Origin of the sequence: Streptomyces sp. NBC_00354 (genome assembly GCF_036106915.1) — a bacterium.
Taxonomy (GTDB): Bacteria; Actinomycetota; Actinomycetes; order Streptomycetales; family Streptomycetaceae; genus Streptomyces.
Map to the genome: position 1 here is coordinate 2447258 of NZ_CP107983.1, position 24165 is coordinate 2471422.

At 74.1% G+C, this 24165-nt stretch carries 18 protein-coding genes; 5 read left to right on the forward strand and 13 right to left on the reverse strand.

Annotation, left to right across the window (positions count from 1 at the left end; genetic code table 11):
* Positions 1 to 684: 684 nt before the first annotated feature.
* Positions 685 to 2196 carry a diaminobutyrate--2-oxoglutarate transaminase family protein gene (locus OHT74_RS10675; protein ID WP_328620138.1) on the reverse strand — a complete coding sequence of 504 codons (1512 nt, stop codon included), beginning with the start codon at positions 2194 to 2196 and terminating at the stop codon, positions 685 to 687.
* Between the two features lie 250 nt (positions 2197 to 2446).
* On the opposite strand from OHT74_RS10675, the gene OHT74_RS10680 reads away from it, so the two are divergent.
* A complete protein-coding gene (locus OHT74_RS10680; protein ID WP_328620139.1) occupies positions 2447 to 3622 on the forward strand; it encodes a trypsin-like serine peptidase in 1176 nt (391 codons plus the stop codon).
* 111 nt (positions 3623 to 3733) lie between these two features.
* On the opposite strand, the gene hflX is transcribed toward OHT74_RS10680, so the two are convergent.
* The 6 genes from hflX to miaA form a co-directional block, all read right to left on the reverse strand.
* Complete coding sequence (gene hflX / locus OHT74_RS10685; RefSeq protein ID WP_266636118.1) at positions 3734 to 5239, reverse strand: GTPase HflX; 1506 nt, start codon at positions 5237 to 5239, stop codon at positions 3734 to 3736.
* Between the two features lie 143 nt (positions 5240 to 5382).
* Positions 5383 to 6828, reverse strand: a complete 1446-nt coding sequence (locus OHT74_RS10690; protein WP_266663056.1) for a M1 family metallopeptidase — start codon at positions 6826 to 6828, stop codon at positions 5383 to 5385.
* A gap of 142 nt (positions 6829 to 6970) precedes the next feature.
* The gene (locus tag OHT74_RS10695; RefSeq protein ID WP_266663058.1) at positions 6971 to 9094 is read right to left on the reverse strand and encodes a RelA/SpoT family protein; all 2124 of its coding nucleotides are present in this window, start codon (positions 9092 to 9094) and stop codon (positions 6971 to 6973) included.
* A gap of 140 nt (positions 9095 to 9234) precedes the next feature.
* Positions 9235 to 10110 carry a diaminopimelate epimerase gene (gene dapF, locus OHT74_RS10700; protein WP_328620140.1) on the reverse strand — a complete coding sequence of 292 codons (876 nt, stop codon included), beginning with the start codon at positions 10108 to 10110 and terminating at the stop codon, positions 9235 to 9237.
* A gap of 69 nt (positions 10111 to 10179) precedes the next feature.
* On the reverse strand, positions 10180 to 10713 hold the full coding sequence (locus OHT74_RS10705; RefSeq protein ID WP_266997336.1) for a hypothetical protein: 534 nt from the start codon (positions 10711 to 10713) through the stop codon (positions 10180 to 10182).
* A gap of 131 nt (positions 10714 to 10844) precedes the next feature.
* Positions 10845 to 11783, reverse strand: coding sequence for a tRNA (adenosine(37)-N6)-dimethylallyltransferase MiaA (miaA, locus tag OHT74_RS10710; RefSeq protein WP_266663064.1), 939 nt, complete (start codon positions 11781 to 11783; stop codon positions 10845 to 10847).
* Between the two features lie 242 nt (positions 11784 to 12025).
* On the opposite strand from miaA, the gene OHT74_RS10715 reads away from it, so the two are divergent.
* Positions 12026 to 12175 carry a gliding motility protein gene (locus OHT74_RS10715; protein ID WP_323139547.1) on the forward strand — a complete coding sequence of 50 codons (150 nt, stop codon included), beginning with the start codon at positions 12026 to 12028 and terminating at the stop codon, positions 12173 to 12175.
* A 23-nt stretch (positions 12176 to 12198) separates the two neighbouring features.
* Positions 12199 to 12447 carry an antitoxin gene (locus OHT74_RS10720; protein ID WP_266663068.1) on the forward strand — a complete coding sequence of 83 codons (249 nt, stop codon included), beginning with the start codon at positions 12199 to 12201 and terminating at the stop codon, positions 12445 to 12447.
* A gap of 64 nt (positions 12448 to 12511) precedes the next feature.
* On the opposite strand, the gene OHT74_RS10725 is transcribed toward OHT74_RS10720, so the two are convergent.
* The 3 genes from OHT74_RS10725 to OHT74_RS10735 all read right to left on the reverse strand — a co-directional run bounded on the left by OHT74_RS10725 (position 12512) and on the right by OHT74_RS10735 (position 15476).
* Positions 12512 to 13219 (reverse strand): class III extradiol dioxygenase subunit B-like domain-containing protein, encoded by a 708-nt coding sequence (locus OHT74_RS10725; RefSeq protein WP_328620141.1) that lies wholly within the window; start codon positions 13217 to 13219, stop codon positions 12512 to 12514.
* A 101-nt stretch (positions 13220 to 13320) separates the two neighbouring features.
* Positions 13321 to 14847, reverse strand: coding sequence for a tRNA (N6-isopentenyl adenosine(37)-C2)-methylthiotransferase MiaB (miaB, locus tag OHT74_RS10730; protein ID WP_328620142.1), 1527 nt, complete (start codon positions 14845 to 14847; stop codon positions 13321 to 13323).
* Entirely contained in the window at positions 14844 to 15476 is a 633-nt protein-coding gene (locus tag OHT74_RS10735) for a maleylpyruvate isomerase family mycothiol-dependent enzyme (RefSeq protein WP_328620143.1), read from the reverse strand. Before OHT74_RS10735 ends, miaB begins: the two co-directional genes overlap by 4 nt.
* A gap of 71 nt (positions 15477 to 15547) precedes the next feature.
* On the opposite strand from OHT74_RS10735, the gene OHT74_RS10740 reads away from it, so the two are divergent.
* Together OHT74_RS10740 and OHT74_RS10745 are read left to right on the forward strand one after the other, a co-directional pair.
* Positions 15548 to 16504: a LysR family transcriptional regulator gene (locus tag OHT74_RS10740; protein ID WP_328620144.1), complete on the forward strand. Its 957-nt coding sequence runs from the start codon at positions 15548 to 15550 to the stop codon at positions 16502 to 16504.
* A 32-nt stretch (positions 16505 to 16536) separates the two neighbouring features.
* Positions 16537 to 17532: a TAXI family TRAP transporter solute-binding subunit gene (locus OHT74_RS10745; RefSeq protein WP_328620145.1), complete on the forward strand. Its 996-nt coding sequence runs from the start codon at positions 16537 to 16539 to the stop codon at positions 17530 to 17532.
* A 43-nt stretch (positions 17533 to 17575) separates the two neighbouring features.
* On the opposite strand, the gene OHT74_RS10750 is transcribed toward OHT74_RS10745, so the two are convergent.
* From OHT74_RS10750 to OHT74_RS10760, 3 genes are read right to left on the reverse strand one after another with little or no spacing between them, the layout of a single operon-like run.
* Positions 17576 to 18574, reverse strand: coding sequence for an ROK family protein (locus OHT74_RS10750; protein ID WP_443047344.1), 999 nt, complete (start codon positions 18572 to 18574; stop codon positions 17576 to 17578).
* A gap of 27 nt (positions 18575 to 18601) precedes the next feature.
* Positions 18602 to 19711: a LacI family DNA-binding transcriptional regulator gene (locus tag OHT74_RS10755; RefSeq protein ID WP_328620146.1), complete on the reverse strand. Its 1110-nt coding sequence runs from the start codon at positions 19709 to 19711 to the stop codon at positions 18602 to 18604.
* 18 nt (positions 19712 to 19729) lie between these two features.
* Positions 19730 to 24019: an NEW3 domain-containing protein gene (locus OHT74_RS10760; RefSeq protein ID WP_328620147.1), complete on the reverse strand. Its 4290-nt coding sequence runs from the start codon at positions 24017 to 24019 to the stop codon at positions 19730 to 19732.
* Positions 24020 to 24165 lie beyond the last annotated feature (146 nt).

A 24165-nucleotide genomic window follows, 5' to 3' on the forward strand; every position in this document is an offset into this window, starting at 1 on the left:
GCGCCGACCGGGGCGGGCCCGTCCGGAGCCGCGTTTCCGGGGGGCAGCAGGCGGGTGGGGTACGGACGCGAGGCGGAGCCGGGCTCCGTGCTGCTCGGGCAGACGGTGGCGGGGGGTCGGTGCGGGGTGGCCTGGGCGGAGCCCGACGCCTCCGGCTCCGCCACCGGGCCACCACGACCGGCCGGGAACGGACCGGCGGGGGCCGCAGCGGCGTCAGACCGGCCCAGGGCAGCGGGGGCAGCGGCCCTGCCCGGGTCGGCGGGAGCCCCGGGCATGCCCGGGGCGGCAGAGGCGCCAGGCCTAGCGGGGGCGGCAGAGGCGTCAACCCCGCCCGGGGCGGCAGGGGCGCCGGGCTTACCTGGGGCCGCAGCGGCGCCGGGCCTGCCCGCGGCGACAACGGCGTCAGGCCTGCCGGGGGCGACAACGGCGTCAGGCCTGCCGGGGGCCGCAGCGGCGTCAGGGCTGCCCGGGGTGCCGGCGCTGCCCGGGGTGCCGACACCCTGGCCGGTGCCGGCACCGCCCGGGGTGCCGGCACCGCCCGGGGCGGGAAGGAATCGGGGAGGGTGTGGGGCTGCCGGGAGGTGGGGGGCCGAGGGCTCGTGCGTTCCGCCCGGGGGTGCGGGGTGGGGGGCCGGGGTCGCGGTGGCGGGGTGCTGCGAGTCGGGCATCGCGGGTCCTTGCGGGTCAGTGGAGCCGGCAGGCTGCGGCGGCGGCGGGGATGGCGTCGGCCAGGCGGTCCAGGACGGCGGAGGCCTGTTCGTCGGTGAGCGTCAGCGGGGGCAGGAGGCGGACGACGCTTGAGTGGCGGCCGCCGAGTTCGACGATCAGGCCGCGGTTCAGGCACTCCTGCCGGACGGCCGCGGCGAGGGCCTGCGCCGCGGTCCCGGTCTCGGGGTCGACGAGTTCGACGCCGGTCATCAGGCCGCGGCCCCGCACGTCCCCGATGCAGGGATGGTCGGAGGCCAGCCCGCGCAGGGCCGTCAGCATCCGCTCGCCCAGGGCCCCGGCGCGCTCGGCGAGACGGTTCTCCCGTACGTACGCCAGGGTCGCGGCCCCGGCCGCCATGGCCAGCTGGTTGCCGCGGAAGGTGCCCGCATGCGCCCCGGGGGCCCACACGTCCAGGCCCGACCGGTACACGATCACTGCCAGTGGGAGGCTGCCGCCGATCGCCTTGGACAGGACCATCACGTCCGGCACCACCCCGGCATGGTCGACGCCCCAGAAGGCGCCGGTCCGCCCGACCCCCGTTTGCACCTCGTCGGCGATCAGCGGGATCCCCCGGGCCTCGGTGATCTCGCGCATCCGGCGCAGCCATGCGTCCGGGGCCGGGAAGACCCCGCCCTCGCCCTGCACCGGCTCCACGATCATCGCCGCGGGCGTCGGCACCCCGCCCTTGGGGTCGTCCAGCAGGCTCTCGGTCCAACGGGCCCCGAGCCGGGCGCCCTCGGGGCCGCCGACCCCGAACGGGCAGCGGAAGTCCTGCGGGAACGGCAGCCGGGTCACCCGTACGTCCGGGGCCCCGCCCGAGGCTCCCAGGGCCCCGGCGGTCATCCCGTGGTAGGCCCCGGTGAAGGCCAGCAGCCCCGAGCGCCCGGTGGCGGTGCGGACCAGCTTGAGCGCAGCCTCCACCGCATCCGTACCGGCCGGCCCGCAGAACTGGATGCGGGCGTCCGCCGCCAGAGCCGGCGGGAGGCAGGCGAACAGCTCGGTGGTGAAGGCGTCCTTGACCGGCGTCGCGAGGTCCAGGACGTGCAGCGGCGCTCCGGAGTCGAGGACGCCCCGGACGGCTTCGAGCACCACCGGGTGGTTGTGCCCCAGCGCGAGGGTGCCCGCGCCGGAGAGGCAGTCGAGGTAGCGCCGCCCGTCCGCGCCCTCGATCGTCAAACCCCTGGCGCGCACCGGGACGATGGGCAGCGAGCGCGCGTACGTCCGGGCGGCGGACTCCCGCAACGCCTGTCGGCGCAGGATGCCCTCCGCCGCGGCCGGCCCGCTCGGCCCCGCCGCCCCCGTCCCCCGGCTCCCCTGCGGCGGAACCTGCGGAACAGGTGGAACAGGCGCAACCTCCAAAGGCACCTGGGATACCGGAGACGCCTGCGGTGCCTGCGATGCCTGCGCGGCAGCCGCGCCCTGCTCGGTCAAAGCCACGACTGTCGGACCTCCCGCACGGACTGCTCCACCGGATTGCGCCTCGAACATGAACGCTGCTCCCCCATCCCCCGTACGTACCAACGACGGTGGCGGCGGCGGATCACGGGTGGGCCCAAGATCCTTGTCCCGTTCGGACTTCGGGGCGCCCTTCCAGGACCGGAACCGCGGCCCCGGGCTGTGCCGTCCCCAACGGCAGCGGCATAGTGGGGTGCTGCACTCGGCGGCACGCACCTCGCGTGCCCCATGCGCCTCAACTGCACCGCGTCTCACGCCCAAAATCACCAGGGGGATTCACGACATGCGACCGAACCGACCGGTCACCGCGATCCTGTGCGCGGCGGCACTCGCCATGACCGCCGCGGCCTGCGGACCCGGCGACGGGGAGGCCGGCGGCGACGCCAAGCCGACCGTGGCTGCGAGCCTCCCGTCCGGAGCCGACGGGATCAAGATCCCGGACCAGCTCAAGGACAAGCTCAAGCAGCACGGCATCGACCTGGAGAAGTGGAAGGGGGGTGCGTGGAAGAACTGGAAGCAAGAGGACTGGCTCCGCGAGGCGGGCGACTACATCAACCCGATCATCGAGGACCTGTGGGACCCGGACCGGATGCGCGAGGCGGACAAGACCCCGCAGCCCCCGGCCGTCGACCAGGACGCCGGCAAGGACCAGGGCGTCACCGACCCGACCCCGGCGCCGGTACAGGCCAAGGCCGCCAACGCGCCGTACCACACGAGCGTTCCGGTCTCCGGCAAGGTCTTCTTCGACGGCCCCGAGGGCTCCATGGTCTGCTCGGCGACCGTGGTCAAGGACCCGGCCCACCCCGGCAAGTCCAACATGGTCTGGACGGCCGGACACTGCGTGCACGCGGGCAAGTCCGGCGGCTGGTACCGCAACATCGCCTTCGTCCCGTCGTACAACAACGCGGGCAAGCCGCAGGCGCAGCTCAAGGGCGCCCCGCGCGAGCAGGTGGCCCCGTACGGCGTGTGGTGGAGCGACTGGGCGCAGACCTCGGACCAGTGGATCGCGAACGGCGGTCCGACCGGTGGCGCGGGTGCCCCGTACGACTTCGCGGTGCTGCACGTGACCCCGGAGAAGAGCACCGGTAAGTCCCTGGAGGAGACGGTCGGTTCGGCGCTCCCGGTGGAGTTCAACGCCCCGGCGGTGCCGAAGGTCGCGAGCATCACGGCGACGGGCTACCCGGCGGCGGCTCCGTTCGACGGCCAGAAGGCCTTCCAGTGCACGGACAAGCCGGGCCGGCTGTCGCTGGCCGCGAGCGCCCCGGTGATGTACCGCATCGGCTGCACGATGACCGGCGGCTCCTCCGGCGGCGGCTGGGTGGCCGCGGGCAGTGACGGCAAGCCGGCGCTGGTGTCGAACACCTCGATCGGCCCCGCCAAGGCCGGCTGGCTGGCCGGACCCCGGCTGGGCCCGGAGGCCAAGGGGATCTTCGACGCCGTGAGCGCCAAGTTCAAGTAGCCCCACCCGAGGTTCACGTAGCCCGACCCGCGCAACGCCTCACAGCGCGATACAAGACCGAGGGCCCCCTGCATCGCAGGGGGCCCTCCGTTCGTTCATACCGCGTACGCGTTACCGCTTCGCCGGCACGTACGGCGCCAGGTCCGCCGCCAGTTCCTGGTGGACCCGCACCTTGAGCAGGGTGCCCTCCGGGGTGTGCTCCTCGGAGATCACCTCGCCCTCGGCGTGCGCCCGGGCGACCAGCGAGCCGCGGGTGTACGGCACCAGGGCCTCCACCTCGACCTCGGGCCGCGGCAGTTCGGAGTCGATGAGCCCGAGGAGCTCCTCGATGCCCTGCCCCGTACGCGCCGAGACGGCGATGGAGTGCCGCTCGATCCGCAGCAGCCGCTGCAGTACGAGCGGATCCGCGGCGTCGGCCTTGTTGATCACCACGATCTCGGGCACGTTGACCGCGCCGACGTCGCGGATGACCTCGCGCACCGCCGCCAGCTGCTCCTCCGGCGCCGGGTGCGAGCCGTCCACGATGTGCAGGATGAGGTCGGAGTCGCCGACCTCCTCCATCGTGGAACGGAACGCCTCGACCAGGTGGTGGGGCAGGTGCCGGACGAAGCCGACGGTGTCGGCCAGGGTGTAGATCCGGCCGCTGGGCGTCTCGGCCCGGCGCACGGTCGGGTCGAGGGTGGCGAACAGCGCGTTCTCCACCAGTACGCCCGCGCCCGTGAGGCGGTTGAGCAGCGAGGACTTGCCGGCGTTGGTGTAGCCGGCGATGGCGACCGAGGGCACCTTGTTGCGGCGCCGTTCCTGCCGCTTGATGTCGCGGCCGGTCTTCATGTCCGCGATCTCCCGGCGCATCTTCGCCATCTTCTCGCGGATCCGTCGCCGGTCGGTCTCGATCTTGGTCTCACCGGGGCCTCGGGTGGCCATGCCGCCACCGCCGCCGCCACCCATCTGACGGGACAGCGAGGCACCCCAGCCGCGCAGGCGCGGCAGCATGTACTGCATCTGCGCCAGTGCGACCTGCGCCTTGCCCTCTCGGGACTTGGCGTGCTGGGCGAAGATGTCGAGGATCAGGGCGGTCCGGTCGACGACCTTGACCTTGACGACGTCCTCGAGGGCGATGAGCTGGCCGGGGCTGAGCTCACCGTCGCAGACGACGGTGTCGGCTCCGCTCTCGAGCACGATGTCGCGCAGCTCGCGGGCCTTGCCCGAGCCGATGAAGGTGGCCGGGTCCGGCTTGTCACGGCGCTGGATCACACCGTCGAGTACGAGGGCGCCCGCCGTCTCGGCGAGGGCGGCGAGCTCCGCGAGGGAGTTCTCGGCGTCCTGCACCGTGCCGGAGGTCCATACGCCCACCAGCACGACGCGCTCGAGGCGCAGCTGCCGGTACTCGACCTCGGTGACGTCTTCGAGCTCGGTGGAGAGGCCGGCCACACGGCGCAGCGCCGCGCGCTCGGAGCGCTCGAACTGCTCGCCGTCCCGGTCTCCGTCGACCTCGTGGCTCCAGGCGACGTCCTCTTCCATCAGGGCGTCGGCCCGAAGGCTCTCGGTGAAGCTCTGCGAGTCCGGCACGTCCTGTGCGTCCCGCGCGTCCTGGGAAGGGGAAGAAGAGGAGGTCATTGGATCCTTACGTCGATATCGAATGGGGCCCGTGGCCAGGCCTGACAGTAACTCTCACACTGTCACGTCCAACGTGTCACATCGCCGGGAGATTCCCCCTGGCGTGCGGCCCTGTCGATGGTGACATGCCCGTTCCCTGCCGGTCACACGCTTTTCGGGCTGCCCCACTCCGGGTGCCCGGGCATCGCCGGGGTCGTCTTGCCGTACAGCCACGGCTTCAGGAAGGCCTCCAGGTCGCGCCCGGCCACCTTCGAGGCCATGCGTACGAAGTCGTCGGTGCCGGCGATCGCGTCCTGGTTCTCCGCCACCCAGCGGCGCTCCAGGACGTCGAAGGCCTTCGCGCCGATCTCCTGCCGCAGCGCGTACAGCACCAGCGCGGCCCCGTCGTAGACCACCGGCCGGAACAGCCCGATCTTCTCGCCGGGGGCGGCCGGCTTCGGTGCGGCAGGGGGCCCGCCGGCCGCCCGCCACTGGTCGGAGCGCTGGTACGCCTCGCGCATGCGCCGCTCCATGGAGTACTTGCCGAGGCCGTCCGCGTACAGGGCCTCGTACCAGGTGGCGTGCCCCTCGTTGAGCCACAGGTCGGACCAGGTCCGCGGGGTGACGCTGTCGCCGAACCACTGGTGGGCGAGCTCGTGGACCATCACGGCCTCCACGTACCACTCGGGGTAGCCCGCTCCCGAGAACAGGCCGTTCTCGAAGAGCGAGAGGGTCTGCGTCTCCAGCTCGAATCCGGTCTTCGCCCGCGCGATCAGTACGCCGTAGTTCTCGAAGGGGTAGCGGCCGACGCGCTGCTCCATCCACTGGACGTGCCCGGCGGTCTTCTTCAGCCAGGGCTCCAGCCGCTGCCGGTCCACGGCGGGGACCACGTGGCGCAGCGGCAGCCCGTGCGGACCGGTGCCCGCCACGACGGCCGAGTCGCCGATGGAGACCTGCGCGAGTTCGGTGGCCATCGGGTGCAGGGTCCGGTACGTCCAGGTGGTCGAGCCTGCGGCCCGGGGGGCCGGGAGGGCGCCCGGCACCCCGTTGGCGACGGCGGTGAGACCGGCGGGGGCGGTGATCCGGAAGGTGAAGTACGCCTTGTCCGCCGGGTGGTCGTTGCACGGGAAGACCCGGTGGGCGGCGTCGGCCTGGTTGGCCATGGCCAGGCCGTCGTCGGTGGGCACCCAGCCCCCGTCGGCGATGCCGCGCGGATCGCTGGTGTGCCGGATCGCGATGTGCAGCGGCACGTTGGCCACGACGGGGCTCGCCGGGGTGAGCACGAGGTCCTCCCCGGCACTCTCGAAGTGCGCCGGCTCGCCGTTGACCTCGGCGGACGCCACCGTTCCGTGGGTGAAGTCCAGGTTGATCCGCTCCAGCGGCTCCAGGGCGCGGGCGTCGATGACGGTGACCGCGTCGAGCGGGCTCTTGTTGTCCTTGTACGTGAAGGACAGGTCGTACGAGAGGACGTCGTACCCGGGGTTCCCGAGCTGCGGGAACAGCGTGTCGCCGATGCCCAGCGGCTTCGGCGGGGGCAGCACGGCGGCGACGAGGGTGAGGGAGGCCGCGGCGAGCAGGGCGGCGCGCAGGCGCGGGGAGGAGAGCTGCATCCCCCACCGCTTACCAGCGCCCGCCGCGCACCCGGGTACGACGCGCGACGGTTCCACCCGAACGGGACCTTCCGGCGACGACGCGGACTAGGCCCGGCCCAGGATCGGCCGGGGTCCGGGCGTCGCTCGGCCCCGGTGCGGCCTACGCCCGGCGCACGTCGTAGACACCCGGAACGTCCCGCATCGCCCGCATCAGGGCCGGCAGTCCGGTCGCGTCGGGCAGCTGCAGCGTGTACGTGTGCCGGACGCGCTGCTCCACGGGCGGTTCCACGGTCGCGGAGACCACCTCGACCCCTTGGCGGGCGATGGCCTCGGTCAGGTCGGCCAGCAGGTGCGGACGGCCGAACGATTCGGCGAGCAGGGTGACCCGGCAGTCCGCCGTGGCCCGCCAGTGCACGGCGACGGAGGTCCGCCCCAGCGAGCGCATCTGGGCCACCGCCGCGCAGTGGATGCGGTGGACGGTGACGGCCCCGCCCCGTACGACGAACCCGGCGACGGCGTCCGGCGGCACCGGCGTGCAGCAGCCGGCCAGCCGTACGGTGGCGTCCGGCAGGTCGGCGACCGCGTTGCCGCCGCCGCCCCGGGCGCCGACCACGGACAGCGGTGCCCGGGCGGGCGCGGTGGCGGGTTTCACCGAGTCGGGATGCGCCTGGAGCCAGCTGCTGATGGCGATCCGGGCGGCAGGGGTCCTGGCGTGCTCCAGCCAGTCGGCGGCGGGCCCCGAGGAGGCATCCTGGGCGAGCAGCAGCTGGACGGTGTCCCCGTCGGACAGCCGGGAGGCCAGGGAGGTGAGGCGCCCGTTGACCCGGGCGCCGATACAGCCGTGGGCCGCCTCGCCGTACTGCGCGTAGGCGGCGTCGATACAGCTGGCCCCGGCGGGCAGGCTGATCGTGCCGGGGGCACCGCCGTCGGCGCGGAACACGGTGATCTCCCGGTCCTGCGCCAGCTCGGCGCGCAGCACGCTCCAGAAGGTGTCCGGGTCGGGCGCCGACTGCTGCCAGTCGAGGAGGCGCGACAGCCAGCCGGGCCGGGTCGGGTCGACCCGCTCCTCGTCGCAGTCGGCGGCGTCGGCCGGAGAGCCGGCCTCCGCGGGTGCGGCGGCCTCCGCCGCGGCGTGGGCGTACGGATTGCCGAGGGCGACCACGCCGGCCTCGGCGACCCGGTGCATCTGGCGGGTACGGACGATGACTTCGGCGACGTACCCCTCGGGCGTGGCGACGGCGGTGTGCAGCGACTGGTAGAGGTTGAACTTCGGGGCGGCGATGAAGTCCTTGAACTCCGAGATGACCGGAGTGAAGCAGGTGTGCAGCTCGCCCAGCACGGCGTAGCAGTCGGCGTTCTCGCCGACGAGCACGAGGACGCGGCCGAAGTCGGAGCCGCGCAGCTCGCCGCGTGTGAGGGCGATCCGGTGCACGGAGACGAAGTGCCGGGGCCGGACCTGTACCTGGGCGGCGATGCCGGCGTCGCGCAAGACGGCTTTGACGGAGTCGGCGATGGCGGGCAGCGGGTCGCGCTCCCCGGCGTGGGCCGCGATGAGCGCGCGGGTGTGCTCGTACTCCTCGGGGTGCAGGATCGCGAAGACGAGGTCTTCCAGCTCGGTCTTGAGGGCCTGGACGCCGAGCCGTTCGGCGAGCGGGATGAGGACGTCGCGGGTGACCTTGGCGATGCGCGCCTGTTTCTCGGGGCGCATCACGCCGAGGGTGCGCATGTTGTGCAGCCGGTCGGCGAGTTTGATCGACATGACGCGGACGTCGTTGCCGGTGGCGACGAGCATCTTGCGGAAGGTCTCGGGTTCGGCGGCCGCCCCGTAGTCGATCTTCTCCACCTTGGTGACGCCGTCGACGATGAAGCAGACCTCGTCGCCGAATTCGGCGCGGACCTGATCGAGAGTCACCTCGGTGTCCTCGACGGTGTCGTGGAGCAGAGAGGCCGTCAAGGTGGTGGTCTCGGCGCCGAGTTCGGCGAGGATCAGGGTGACGGCGAGCGGGTGTGTGATGTACGGCTCACCGCTTTTCCGCATCTGGCCGCGGTGCGAGGACTCCGCGAGCACGTATGCGCGGCGCAGGATGGACAGGTCCGCGTCCGGGTGGTGGGCGCGGTGCGCCTCGGCGACGTGACCGATGGCATCGGGGAGCCGGTCTCGGGACGTGGGCCCGAGAAGGGCAGCGCGCCCGAGTCGTCGCAGGTCAAGGCGGGTCCGGCCCCGTCTGCTGAGTTCGGGGCGCGCTTCGGGTCGTGCTTCGGGGTTCGTGGCCTCTGCACTCATGGGCACCTCCGGCGGCTTCGACCGGCGGTGGTGGGCATGGGGTGAGCCCTCAGGGCCGGTGCCTGATGCTACCGACCCCACCACGTGGCGCAGTCCGCCTCTCGCTCAGCGTGAAACGGATCACCCATTAGAGGGAGGCTTCAGCCGAAAGCCGTTTCGGTGAGCCAGGCCGCGTCGAACTCGCCCGCGGCCACGATCACGGCCGGTCCGGTCATGTCGACCTGCCCGTCGGGGTGTTCGGTGATGAGGAGGGTGCCGCCGGGGAGGTCGACGGTGTACGTGACGGGCTCGCCGGTGACGGCCGGGTCGGCTCCGTCGCGGCGGATGGCGGCGACGGCGACGGCGCAGGCGCCGGTGCCGCAGGAGCGGGTCTCGCCGGAGCCGCGCTCGTGGACGCGCATGGCGACGTGCCGGGGGCCGCGGTCGACGACGAACTCCACGTTGACACCCGTCGGGTAGACCTCGGCGGGGCTGAACGGGGGCGGGTCGAGCAGCGTTCCGGCGTGGTCCAGGCTGTCGACGAACGCGACGGCGTGCGGGTTGCCCATGTTGACGTTGCGGGCGGGCCAGGCGCGCTCGCCGACCGTCACGGTGACCTGCTCCTCGGGGAGGACGGCGCGGCCCATGGAGACCGTCACGTCGCCGCTCTTGTCGAGGTGGACCCGCTTGACGCCGCCGCGGGTGGCGACGGCGAGGTCGCCGGGCTCGACGTGGCCGGCGTACTGGAGGTAGCGGGCGAACACGCGGACGCCGTTGCCGCACATCTCGGCGACGGAGCCGTCGCTGTTGCGGTAGTCCATGAACCACTCGGCCTCGTCGGCCAGGTGCGCCGCCTCGGGGTGCGCGGCGGACCGGACGACGTGCAGCACGCCGTCCGCGCCGATCCCGGCGCGCCGGTCGCAGAGCTTCGCGACGGCGGTCGCGGGCAGCTCGACGGCGTTGTCCGGGTCCGGGACGATCACGAAGTCGTTCTCGGTGCCGTGGCCCTTGAGGAAGGAGAGGCTCGTCTGCGTCACCCGCCCATGGTACCGAGCGGGGCCTTCGAGCAGGTCGGCGGCGTCCGGGGCCTGCCTTTCGGGCAGGTGCTACCGGAGCCGCGCGACCCGGTACACGGCCAGTGCCACGAGTGCCAGCGCGACCAGGGCGTACAGCCCTGCCATGCGCCAGTCGGGGCGGCGGCCGCTGCCCCGGGGCGGGAGCCCGGGCCAGGTGTAGCCCACGCGGCGCGCGGCCATCATGCCCCAGCCTCCGGCGCAGGAGCTGATGAGGAAGCCGAGCATGGCGACCACGGCTCCCCCGTCGCCGAACTCGAAGGCGAGCGGGAAGGCGAACATCAGGGAGCCGGCCGCGGCCAGCATCACGATGGGGGCGATCTGCCAGATGCGCAGCCGGCGCTGCGGCCGCAGCTCGACCTCGAACTCGGGACCGGCGGCGGCCTCCGCCTCGGCGGTGTCCGGTGCGTCCGGGCCGTCGGGGGTCAGCCGTGCCGGGTCTGCGGGCAGCCCGAGGCCGTCGGGCACGGGAGACTCCCCAGCTGCTGCTGGGAGGTGCCCGAGAAGCGTCGGGTCCGCTTCCCGTCTCGTCCCGTCCTGCCCGGTGTCGCGAGGGCCGGCCTCCATTGCCACGCGCCCTCCCCACTCGGACTTCGCACGCTGTCGTTCACCGCTGGTGACCGCACCTGCGGAATTTGATGATGGCACGGCTCAGGGCCCCGAACGGGCGCGCGGGGCGTCCCGATGCCATCACGTGATCAGGCTGTAACCGCTCGTTCGACCAACGACTGCGCGAGTCCGACGAGTTCCCCCCGGTCGGCGACGGCGCCGCTGAGCCAGTGCACGCGGGGGTCCCGGCGGAACCAGGAGTCCTGCCGCCGGGCGAACCGCTTGGTGGCGCGGACGGTCTCGGCCCGGGCCTCGTCCTCGGTGCACTCGCCGGCGAGGGCGGCCAGCACCTGCTGGTAGCCGAGCGCCCTGGAAGCGGTGACTCCGCCGCGCAGGCCCCGGGCCTCCAGCGCGCGCACCTCGTCCACGAGCCCGGCCTCCCACATCCGGTCCACGCGCAGCGCGATCCGCTCGTCGAGCTCCGGCCGGGCCACGTCGACGCCGATCTGCACGGTGTCGTAGACCGACTCGTGGCCGGGCAGGTTGGCGGTGAACGGCTTCCCGGTGATCTCGATGACCTCCAGGGCGCGGACGATGCGGCGCCCGTTGCTGGGCAGGATCGCCTGGGCGGCGGCCGGGTCGGCGGCGGCGAGCCGGGCGTGCAGGGCGCCGGGGCCGCGCAGCACGACCTCCGCCTCCAGCCGGGCCCGGACCTCCGGGTCGGTGCCGGGGAACTCCATGGCGTCGAGGGCGCCGCGGACGTACAGGCCCGATCCGCCGACGAGGACCGGCGTACGGCCCTGGGCGAGCAGCTTGTCGATCTCGGCGCGGGCCAGGCGCTGGTACTCGGCGACGCTCGCGGTCTCCGTGACGTCCCAGATGTCGAGGAGGTGGTGCGGGACGCCGCCGCGCTCCTGCGTCGTCAGCTTGGCGGTGCCGATGTCCATCCCCCGATACAGCTGCATGGAGTCGGCGTTGACGACTTCGCCGTCGAAACGGCGGGCCAGGGCTACGCCCAGATCGGACTTTCCGGCCGCGGTGGGACCGACGACGGCGATGACCCGCGGGGCGGGGGCTGCATTCCTCACCGCCCCAGTCTCGCAGCCCCCGGTCAAGGCACTGCCATGTACCCGATCGAGTTACGTGACGTGCTGTCGGCGGGGTCGTTGCCCTGGCGAGGTTCCGCCGGGCGTACGCCCGGCGGAGGCCGGGCCGCACAAGGCGGAACTTCACCCGCACGAGTACCGTTATAGGAGTAGACATGGGCGTTTTTGATCGGCTTTTTCGTCGTAAGGGCCAAGATGCGACCGCAGAGGTCACGTCCGGGGACGTGACGACGGAGTCCGAGGCTGCGGTCGGCGAGACCGAGGCCGAGCCGGCCGCGACGGAGGCTCCTGCGGCGGAAGCCGTGGAGATCCCGAAGCAGCAGTCGGCGGAGGCCGCCGCGGACAGCGAGGCCGGCGAGAGCGCCCGTACATAGCCACCGCCACTGGAAGGTGACCCATGGGCCTGCTGGACACTCTGAAGGCCAAGCTCGCTCCGGCGAAGGACAAGGTCGGCGACCTCGCACAGCAGCACGAGGGCAGGATCGGCCAGAATCTCGACAAGATGGCGCAGGCCGTGGACTCCAAGACCAAGGGCAAGTACCACGGCAAGATCGAGACCGGTACGAGCAAGGCGAAGGACGCCCTGGGCAAGATCGCGCACAAGGACGCCCCCGGCGGGCCGACACCGCCGGCGGCGGCTTCCTGACGCGGTCCCGCAAGGAGGGGGCGCGGGTTCGACGGAACCCGCGCCCTTTTCTCGTTCCCGCCGGTCAGGACCAGGCGGCGACGAAGTAGCCGACCCCGTACGGGGCGTCCTCGTACAGCAGCCGCCCGTCGAGGCCCGCGCCCTCGGCGGCGCCGGCCAGCACCTGCCAAGGGGCCCGGCCGGCGGCCTTGAGCTCGTACGCGAGCTCGGTGTCGAGGGCGGCGAGCGCGGCCACGTCGGCGGCGGCGAGGGCGCGGGCCGCGGCGGCGTCGAAGGCGGCGGCGCGGTCGTCGAGGTAACCGGGGGCCTTCAGGGTGCGGCAGGCGCTGCCGTCGCCCATGACGAGGAGCGCGACGCGCCCTTCGCGCGCGGCGAGGCCCCGGCCGGCCTCCAGGCAGCGGGCGGTCTCGAGCGGTTCCCCGACCCCGAGGCCCTCCACGGGCGCGGAGCCCCAGCCGGCGCGGCCGAGCAGCCAGGCGCCGACGGCGAGGGACGGAGGCAGCAGGCGCGCCCCCTCCTCCCCGTCCCCGAGTTGTACGTCGGCCTCGACCCCGAATCCGCGGAAGCTGCCGCGGGCGCCCGGCGGGTAGGGGCCGCGGTGGTCCTGGTCGGCGGCTCCGACGACGACCAGCAGGTCGGGGCGGGAGGCGGCGAGCACCGCGAGCGCGTCGGAGCAGGCGGTACGGGCGTCGCCGAGTTCGGCGGCGGCCCCCGCGGCGACCTCGGGCACGAGGAGCGGCGGGGCGGGGCAGACGGCGGCGGCAACGAGCATGATCCGCAGCCTAGCCCCGCGCGGCCCGCATTGCGGCCCCGCCGGGCCACCCCGTTCTCGCAGGGCCGGCCTCGCGGCCGGACCCGCGGGGCCGGACGCGGTCAGGAAGAAGTCGGCAGGGCGCAGCCCGAGGTGGCCACCGGGAGGGGGGCCGGGATGCCCAGGGTGGGGATGCCCAGCATGACGCCCTGGGGCTGCGCCGGCGCCGCATTGCGCTTCTCCCAGGCGTCCCCCGCCCGCGTACGGCGCACCGACTCCGTCGGGCCCTCCGCCAGGAGGTGGTGCGGGGCCGCGTACGTGATGTCGACGGTCACCACGTCACCGGGACGGACGTCCGCCTCCGGCTTCGTGAAGTGCACCAGGCGGTTGTCGGGAGCCCGCCCGGACAGGCGGTGCGTCGCACCGTCCTTGCGGCCCTCGCCCTCCGCGACCATGACCTCCAGCGTGCGGCCGACCTGCTTCTTGTTCTCCTCCCAGGAGATCTCCTCCTGCAGGGCGACCAGCCGCATGTAGCGCTCCTGGACGACCTCCTTCGGGATCTGCCCGTCCATGTCGGCCGCCGGGGTCCCGGGGCGCTTGGAGTACTGGAAGGTGAACGCGTTCGCGAAGCGCGCCTCGCGCACCGCGTGCATCGTCTGCTCGAAGTCCTCCTCGGTCTCGCCGGGGAAGCCCACGATGATGTCGGTGGAGATCGCCGCGTGCGGGATCGCGGCGCGGACCTTCTCGATGATGCCGAGGAAGCGCTCCTGCCGGTACGAGCGGCGCATCGCCTTCAGGATCGTGTCCGAGCCGGACTGCATCGGCATGTGCAGCTGCGGCATCACGTTCGGCGTCTCGGCCATCGCCGCGATCACGTCGTCCGTGAAGTCCCGCGGGTGCGGTGAGGTGAACCGGACCCGCTCCAGGCCTTCGATCTGCCCGCAGGCGCGCAGCAGCTTCGAGAACGCCTCGCGGTCGCCCAGGTCGGAGCCGTACGCGTTGACGTTCTGGCCGAGCAGGGTGATCTCGGATACCCCCTCGGCGACCAGGGCCTCCACCTCGGCGAGGATGTCGCCGGGACGGCGGTCCTCCTCCTTGCCGCGCAGCGCCGGGACGATGCAGAAGGTGCAGGTGTTGTTGCAGCCGACGGAGATCGAGACCCAGGCCGCGTACGCGGACTCGCGGCGGGTCGGCAGCGTGGAGGGGAAGGCCTCCAGCGACTCGGCGATCTCGACCTGCGCCTCCTCCTGGATGCGCGCGCGCTCCAGCAGGACGGGCAGCTTGCCGATGTTGTGCGTACCGAAGACCACGTCGACCCAGGGGGCCCGCTTGACGATCGTGTCGCGGTCCTTCTGCGCGAGGCAGCCGCCGACGGCGATCTGCATGCCGGGCCGCTTGGTCTTCATCGGGGCGAGCCGGCCGAGGTTGCCGTACAGCTTGTTGTCGGCGTTCTCGCGGACGGCGCAGGTGTTGAACACCACGACGTCGGCGTCGCCGTCGGAGCCCTCGGGCGCGCGCGTGTAGCCCGCGCCCTCCAGCAGACCGGACAGTCGCTCGGAGTCGTGCACGTTCATCTGGCACCCGTAGGTGCGCACCTCGTATGTTCCCTTGACGTCCACTGCCGTGCTCCGGTCGCTGCTGCTGGTCATGCAACAAGGGTAGGCGGTACCCGGAAGCCCTCCGGCCCCCCGTGCAGCCGGCCCGCGGGCAGGCGGCGCCCGAAGAGCACGAGCAGCAGGTCCTGGGCGGCCCCGTGTACGGGGGTTCCGCTGCCGTGGGACCAGTCGAGGTCGTCGGCGCACAGCCGGATGCCGGTCAGGTCGGCTCCGAAGAACCTCAGGCCGCGCGGCGTGATCGCGGAGAGCAGAGGGCGCAGCCGGTCCGCGGGGACCCGGCGCGGGTGGCCCAGGGCGACGGTGATGTCGAGGCCGTGGACCACGTCGTGCGCGAGCCCGGCGGTGGGCCCGCCCGCCGGGGGCTTCCACGGGTGGCCGGCGTTGTCGCGCAGCAGGGCCGCCAGTTCGCACGGGGTGAAGGCGGCGGCGTCGCGGCGGGCGGTGCGGTCGGTCATCCGGTGCAGGCTGCCGCGGGCCTTGGCGAACTCGGCGGCGAACCGGGGCACCGAGTAGCGGAAGCCCATCGACATGTGCGCGGCGACCTCGCGGACCCGCCAGCCCGCGCAGAGGCTCGGGGCGTCCCACTGATCGGGCGTGAGGGTGTCGAGCACGTCGGCCAGTTCGCGGCGTTCTGCGGCGGTGGCCGCGGCGATGTCGGTCATGGGTTCAGGGTGGGCGGGGCGATGGCCATAAGTCCAAGAGCGGATGCTTCTCGGATCTAGAATCCGTGGTTATGGAACTGGGTCAGCTGCGGTATTTCGTGGCGGTGGTCGAGGAGGGCGGGTTCACCCGGGCCGGGGCTCGCCTGCACGTGTCCCAGCCGGGGGTGAGCGCGCAGGTCGGGCAGCTGGAGCGGGAGCTGGGGCTGCGGCTGCTGGACCGGTCGGGACGGCGGGTGACCCCGACGGAGGCGGGCGAGGCGGTGCTCTCGTACGCGCGGGCCGCGCTGGCGGCGGTGGAGGGCATCCGGCGGACGGCGGACGAGGTCCGCGGCCTGCTGCGGGGGCGGGTGGCGATCGGGCTGATCCCTGGGGCGGCCGGAGCCGTGGTCGGCGGCTCCGACGTGGTCGGGGTGCTCGGAGACTTCCACGACGCGCACCCGCAGGTGGAGATCGCGCTGGCCGAGGACACCTCGGAGCGGATGCTGGCCGCGCTCCGGCAGGGCGGGCTGGACCTGGCGGTGGTCGGGCTGGGCGGTGAGCCGCCTCCCGGGGTCTGCGTACAGGTGGTGATCGACGAACCGCTGGTGGCCGCGGTGCGGTCCGGCGACCCCCTCGTACGGGACGCCACGGACGGCGGGATTCCGTTGGCGGCGCTGCGCGGGCGGGCGCTGATCAGCCTGCCGCGCGGAACCGGGCTGCGCGGGGTGCTGGAGCAGGCCTGCGCGGAGGCCGGGTTCGCGCCGCGGGTGGACTTCGAGGCGGCGGCTCCCGGGGTGCTGGTGCGGCTCGCCGCGCGGGGGCTGGGGGTGGCGGTGGTGCCGGCCGGGGCGGAGTCGGGGGCCGCGCAGGGGCTGGTCGCGCTGCGCATCACCGAGCCGGTGCTGCACGGCCGGGTCGCCCTGGCCTGGCCCACGGACGGCCCGTCGGGCCCGGCGGCCCGCAGGCTGCTGGAACAGCTGCGGACCAGGTTCGCCTCCGGGGCCGCACCGGACCCCGGCTCCGGGGGCCCGGGACCGGGCCGCCCGTGACAGCGCGGCGGGTCGGTGGCAGGATCGCGGCCATGGCTCACGTACCGCCCCGCATCCGCAGGCGCACCGCCCTGTGGGGGCTGGTGGCCGTACTCGGGGTGCTCGCGCTGCTCGCCTGGTGGCTGAAGCCCTTCGGCGAGCCGGAGCTGAAGGGCGGGCTGAGCTTCAGCACGGGCGTCCGTACCGGCGTCTACCACCGCTACGGCCAGCTGCTGGAGCAGGCCCTCGCCCAGGACATGCCCGAAATGAAGGTACGGCTGGAGCCCAGCCAGGGCTCGCAGGAGAACCTCCAGCGACTGGCCTCCGGGGAGGCCGATTTCACCATCGCCACCGCCGACGCGGTCTCCAAGTACCGGGCCGACGGGAAGCCGGGCGCGGACCGGCTGCGCGGCGTCGCGCGGCTGTACGACGACTACGTGCAGCTGGTGGTGCCGGCGGGCTCGACGGTGCAGTCGGCGCGGGACCTGAAGGGCAAGCGGGTCGCGATCGGCCAGCCGGGATCCGGGGTGCGGCTGATCTCGGAGCGGCTGCTGAAGGCGGCCAAGCTGGACCCGGCGCGCGACATCACCCCGGTGTCCATCGGCATCGACACCATGCCGGCGGAGCTGGAGGCCGGTCGGATCGACGCGTTCTTCTGGTCCGGCGGCCTGCCGACGAACGCCGTGCGCGAGCTGTCGGACCGGTTCGAGATCCGGCTCGTGCAGCTCGGCGACCTGGTGGAGGCCCTCCAGGCGAGTGGGAGCCCCGCGCGGTACTACCGGGCGGCGGTGATGCCCCAGGACGCGTACACCCGGGCCCGGAACACCTCGGCGGTGGCGACCCTGGCCGTACCGAACCTGCTGGTCACCACCGAGGAGAAGGACCCGGAGCTGACCGAGCAGTTCACTCGGACGGTGATCCTCAGCCGCGACCGGATCGGGCACGAGGTGCACGCGGCGCAGCTGGTGGACCTGCGCACCGCGATCTACACGGACCCGCTGGACCTGCACGAAGGGGCCCAGCGGTACTACCGCTCGGTCAAGCCGTAGGACGGCGAACCGTAGGGACGCTCACGCAGCGCTCACTCAGCGCTCACGCGGCGGGCAGCAGCATCAGCGCCGCCGCAGCCGCGCCGATCAGTCCCGCGTGGGTGCCCAGGGCCGCCGGGACCACCTGCAGGCCCCTCACGAACGAGAGCGCGGCGTAGTCCGCCAGGTGTGCGCGGATCGGTGCGAACAGGGTGTCGCCCGAGGTGGCGACGCCCCCGCCGATGACCGCGATGTCCGTTTCAACGAGGGTCGCGGTGGCTGCGATGGCGGCGGCCAGGGCGCGGCCCGCCCGGTCGAAGGCGGCCACGGCGACCGGGTCCCCTGCCTCGGCGGCCACGGCCACACCCGCTGCGGTGACGTCCCCGTCCGGGCTCGCCGGGGTCCAGCCCTGGGCCTTGGCCCACCGGGCGATGGCGGTGCCCGAGGCGATGGACTCCACACAGCCGTGGCCCCCGCAGACGCACGGCTCACCGTCGAAGGCCACGCTGATGTGGCCGATGTGGCCCGCGTTGCCCGTGGGGCCGGGGTGGAGCTGGTTGTTCAGGATCAGCCCGCCGCCCACCCCGGTGGAGACCACCATGCACAGGGCGTTCGCGTGCCCCCGGGCCGCGCCCAGCCAGTGCTCGGCGGCGGTCATCGCCGGTCCGTCGCCGGCGAGCACGGTGGGGAGGGCCGCGCCGTGCCGGGCCAGTTCGGCCTCGATCCGGGCCTGGACCGGGAACTCCCGCCACGCCCCGATGTTGACCGGGCTCACCGTGCCGCGGGAGGCGTCCACGGGGCCCGCGCTGCCGATCCCGCAGCGGACCGCCGAAGGCCAGAGCGGGGAGGCCGCGAGGTCGGCGACGACCTCGGCGACGGCGACGAAGACCGCGTCGCCGTCCGCGCCCCGCGGGGTCGGGCGGCGGGTGGTGGCCGTCATCGTGCCGTCGGGGTGCACCAGGGCGCCGGCGATCTTCGTACCGCCGATGTCGATCGCGACCGTCAGGCCGGTGGCCGAGGCGGTGGCCCGCGGTGCGGGGAAGGCGGGGTGGGGACTCGTCACGGCAGCGGCTCCAGGAAGGGGTCGGATTCAGTATGCGGCCGGCGGCGGGGCCGTACTCTCCCGGGGCTCCAGCCGGGGCTGCTCGCTCTCGCGGGCCCGCGGCGGGCTCCCGACGAGTACGGCGAGGAGCTCCTCGGCGGCGAGCCGGCCGAAGCCGGCGGTGTCGCGTACGAGGGCGGTGAGCCGGGGGTGGGTGACCCGGCACAGCGGGGAATCGTCCCAGGCGACCATGGAGATCCGGCCGGGGACCGCGATGCCCAGCTCGGCGGCGACGGCGATGCCGGCCACCGCCATCACGTCGTTGTCGTAGACGAGCGCGGTCGGCGGTTCGGGCTCGGCGAGGACCCGGCGGGTGGCGGCCGCCCCCTCGGCGTCGGAGTAGTCGGTGACCACCGAGCGCACGTGCTCCGGGCCGAGCCCGCGCGCCTCGGCCTCGGTGCGCAGCGAGTCCATCCGGCGGGCGGTGTGGGCGAGGCCGGGCAGCCCGGCGATGTGGGTGATCCGGCGGTGGCCCAGCCCGTACAGGTGGTCCAGGACCTGGGCCATGGCCCGGGCGTCGTCGGCCCAGACGCAGGACAAGGGGCCGGTTCCGTCTCCGTCGGCCCCAACAGGGGACAAGGGGCCGGTTCCGCTTCCGTCGGCCCGGACCGACGGAAGGGGGCCGGTCCCGCCCGCTGCGCCGATCATGACCGCCGGGAGGCCGAGCTGTGCGAGGAGCTCCGGGCGCGGGTCGTCCGTACGCGGGTCGACGACGAGGACCCCGTCCACGCGCCGCTCGGCCCACCAGCGGCGGTAGACGGCGCATTCGGCGTCGATGCCGTCCACGACCTGGAAGAGCAGGGCGACCCGGCCCGCGGACAGCACCTCCTGGATGCCGGAGACCAGTTGGAGGAAGAAGGACTCGACGCCGAGGGTCTGCGCGGGCCGGGCGAGCACCAGTCCGACCGCGCCGGAGCGTTCGCCGGACAGGGCGCGGGCGGCGCTGTTGGGCTGCCAGCCGAGTTCCTCGGCGACCCGGCGGATCCGGGCGCGGGTGTCCCGGGACACGCCGGGCCGGTCGTTGAGCGCGAAGGACACGGCGCTCTCGGACACCCCGGCCCGGCGGGCGATGTCCTTGATGGTGGGTCTGCGGGCCATGGCCTGCCTGCCTCTTCTTCATCCCTGGGGTACGTCGGGCACGCCGGATACGCGGACGGCGATGGCGGGACCGTACGCGATCCTGCCCTGGCAGGCCGCCTTGACCAGCATCCAGTACGTGCCCGGCACGGCTCCCGGCGGCGGCCGGAGCTCGAACTCCACCTCCGCCGGATGGTCCGCCGGTACGTGCACGGGCTGTCCGGCGGGGCCGGTGAACTGCCAGGTCCCGTACGGGGATACGGCGTACGCCCGGCCCGTCAGCGGGCTCCGGATCCCGGTGCTGCCGATCCGGGCCCGTACGAGGGCCCGCCCGCCGGGGGCCACCTCCACCTCGGGATCGGGCGCCTCCACCCACAGCGCGGGAGGGGCGTCCGGGTCGCCGGGCACATCGACGGCGAGGACGTCCTCGAACTCCCCCGCCGGGGTGCTCGCGAGGATGCGGACCAGGTGGGTGCCGGGCCGGGCACCGGCCGCGGGGGTCACCGCCAGCGGGAGCCGCTCGTAGCCGCCGGGCGGCAGTTCGACCGTGCGCCGGGTCCAGGAGGCCTGCCAGCCCTCGGGGGCCCGGACCTCCAGCCCGACCGGGCCGCAGGCGCCTTCGCCGTGCGCCGCGACCGTCACCTCGGCGTCGGCCGGGACGCCCGTGCAGGTCACCGCGTACGGCGCGTCGCCCAGCGGCGCCGTTCCCGTGTTGTGGAGCCAGTACCGGCTGAACACCGGCTGGTGCGGCTCGCGTTCGCCCTGCCGCAGCGGCATGCCGGACGCGGCCGGCAGCAGTACGGTCGTCGTCGCCGCGCCGCCGACCCCGCCGGGGAAGGGGCCGCGGGGGCGGTCCAGCAGATCCGCCTCGGCGGCGGGGGCCGCGGGCCAGTGCAGCCGGACCTGCGCCGGGCGGCCGTGGGTCTCGTGCAGCCGGACCGCCAGAGCGCCCGAGCCGCCGGCCGCGCGCTTGACCGCCTCGATCAGGACCCGGTCGGCGGGTTCGACGCCGAGCAGTGACCGGGCGGGCGGCTGCGGGCCGGCGTCCGGCGCGGCGGTGACGGCGGTCAGCGGCTTGTTGAACTCACGGCCCCGGCGGACCAGATCGGTCTCCCGCCAGTCCCCGCACCCCGCGACCAGCGCGTGCTCGAAGACGTGGGTCCAGTGCTGGAGCTGGAAGGAGCTGCCGTCCGGGGCCGTACGCCGCGGCGGGTCCATCCACTCCCCGGCGGGCCGGCCCGTGCAGGAGCGCATCAGGCTGCCGTGCAGCCGGCCCCCGGTGTCCACGGCGAAGCCGGGCGTCCCCTTGACCAGGATCCCGACGGTCCGGCCGGCGTACGGGGCTTCGGGCGGGCCGGGGTACGGGGCTTCGGGCGCGGCCGCCCCGGCCGGCGGGTCCACGGCCTCGAGCCGGCCCGACGCGGCGACGGCCGACGCGGCCTCCCCCGCCGGCCCGGCGAGCACCAGGACCGGCAGGTCCCGGATGCCGGTCAGGTCGCAGCCGGGGCTCCACAGTGCGCGGAGCCCGGCCCGAGCCGGTACCCAGACCTGTGCGTGTTCTCGTACGGCCTTCTCGTACGCGGGATCGGCCGCCGCCAGCACCGCCGCCGTGAAGGTGTTCCGCTCGGGGCCGCCGAGTGCGATCCGGAAGTCCGGGAGGCTGCTGTCCGCGGCCAGGTCGCCCCAGCGCGGGCCGCCCGGCCGGGTCGGGGTGGCGGTGACCCCGTACCGGGCGAGCGCGACGACCAACTCCCGCAGGCCGTCGGGAGTTCCCGCGTCCGGGAGCACGATCTCGCCGGCTCCCACCGCCCGGCCCGGACCCCCGCCCCGGCCACCGCCCACCACCAGCGGCGCCGAGAGCCCGAACCAGTTCAGGCACGGGCTGTCCAGGGTCCACGGAGCCCGCGTGCGGTCGGCCCCCGCATCCGCCTCGGGGAACGCGAACCCGCGCCCCACCACCGCGGCCGCCGTCTCCGCGACGGGCAGCGCCCCGGGCACGTCGGCCGGGATGCGCAGCCGCAGCAGCCGGTCGGAGCCGCTGAACTCGTGCACGGTGGTGGTGAGTTCGACCCGGTCGAGGCCCTCCCACAGGGTCGTGGTCCGGGTCCAGCGGACCGGGCCGGTGCGCCCGGAGGCCACGATCCGCGCCCCCAGCGGGCCCCGCTCCACGCGGCAGGAGTCGGCGGGCGCGCTGCCCGAGCCGGTGCCGGGCCCCTTGGGCAGCAGATGCCAGGGGCCCTCCCCGAAGAAGGGGTGCTGGTCGTACTCCTCCTGTACGACGAGCTCGTCCACCTCACCCGGCGTCAGCAGCTCGTCCCCCGTACGCCGGTCCAGCAGCCGGGCGAGGCCGCCGCCCCGCGCGGGATCGGCTTCCGCCCGGAAGTACGCGTTCTCGACGGCCAGGCCTGCCGCCGGCTCCCAGCCGCCGGAGACGGGCGACGGGGCGGCGGCGAGCCACCAGGTGCGGTGCCCCAGCGGCGGCACGTCGACGGCCAGGAAGGCCAGCTCCGCCCGGCGGCCGGCCACGGCTTCGAGGTGGACGGCCGCGCCGCGCCCCTCGGCGTCCAGGACCGTGATGCGCCGGGCCTCCTCCACGCCCGCGCCCAGGCCCAGTTCCGCGAGGTCCACGGTCGTACGGACCAGGTCGGTCCGCGTCCAGGACACCGGGTTGTGGACGGTCACGGCGAGGGCGCCCGGCCCACGGGTGTCGGCCGCCCGGGTCAGCGCGCGCAGTGCCTCCTCCCGTACGGAGGCGGCCAGTTCGTGGGCCTCCCGCCAGGCCGGGAGCAGGTCCAGGTACACCTGGTCGGAGAAGGTCCCGGTGACCGCGTCGTGGTGCGCGGCGTGCAGCAGGTGCCGCCAGGCCTTGGCGAGGGTCTGCTCCGGGTAGTCCAGCAGCCCTTCCGCGCAGGCCAGCGCGGTGAAGGTCTCGGCCTGTTCGAGCAGGTTCTCGGCAGCCCGGTGGGCCTGTTTCACATCGGCGTAGCTGACGTCCTTGCCGGTGTACACCGGGCCCATCTCCCGGGTCACCGGCAGCGGCCGCTCCCCGCGGGCGGCCAGTTCGGCGCGGACGGCCTCGAAGTGGGCGCGCGGGCCGGAGTGCTCCATGCGCGGCCAGCAGTAGCGGCGGTTCCAGGCGTGCTGCACGTCCGGGCCCCAGCGGTGCGGCCAGGAGAAGTCGGTGCCCATCGGGATCAGGACGTTCCGCGTTGCGGCGCCGGTCCGCAGCAGTTCATACAGCTCGAGCAGCTGCCCGGCGGCGGCCTCGGCGTCCGGGGCCTGGTGGGAGGGCCAGCCGGCCGAGTAGTGCGCGGGCAGGTAGTGCAGCAGCAGCCCCCGGCCGTCGGGCGCGATCCACTCGTACTCGGCGGGCAGCTGCATCGCGGACGGGGCCCGGAGCGCGTCGCCCCAGGTGTCCTGCATCGGGCCCCAGTGGTGGTGCGGGCCGCGGGCGAGGACGGCGGAGTCGAGCCCGGCGCCGGCCATCAGGGAGGGGAAGGACGGGTCGTGGCCGAACACGTCGAGCTGCCAGGCGGTGCGCGGGTCGGCGCCGAGGGTGCCGCGGTGCAGGGCGAGTCCGTGGACGGCGCTGCGGATGGTGCTCTCGGCGGAGGTGAGGTTGGTGGAGGGCTCGTTGTACGTGCCGCCGACGATCTCGACGCGGCCCCCGGCGATCAGGGCGCGCAGCTCGGCGCGGTCCTCGGGACGGCTGTCCCAGTACGGCTTGAGGTAGTCGATCTCGGAGAGCACGAAGCGGTACGCGGGATCCTCGCGCGCCTGTTGCAGGTGGAGCGGGATCAGGGTGAAGGCGGGGACGCCGGTGTACTCCCAGCCGCGCTCGGGCTCGCCGGGCCGCAGCGGGGCGTCCCACAGGGCGGTGTACGCGGCCTGGGTGTTCCACCACAGGGGGTCGTAGTGGAAGTGCGGGACGAGCCGGACGGTCCAGCCCGGCTCGGCGACGGCCAGGCCGAACGGCAGCTCGGCGAGCGGCCGCCCGTCGGGGGTGGCGACGCGGGCGGTGGCGGGCAGTACGGCCCCCGGCGCGGCGCCGCCCGTGCGGACGGCGACCTCGACGGTGGACTCCACCGCCGCGCCGGTCCCGGCACCGGCGGTGTCCCATACGTCGGCGGTGCCCCACGCGTCGGCGGTGTCGGCGCGCAGGATGCGCGGGTGCGGGGTGCCGACTCCGGGGCCGTGCACGGTGACGTACAGCGGGCCGGCCGGACGCTCCCTGCGGATCCGCACGCGGACCACCTGCGCCGGGCTTTGCGCAGAACCGGTAAAGAGGGCCGGGGTGGCGACCTCGGTGACCGAAATACCGCTGTCCATTTCCGCACGCTTTCCTGTGGCAGAACTAAACCGCATTAGCTCGATCAGCTTGGGAGGGCCGGAGCCCTTCTGTCAACGGGACTGAAGCGCATAAGTTCCCGTTCTGGAGGCGCTGTTGACTTACCCCGTGACACCCGGCAGGTTGT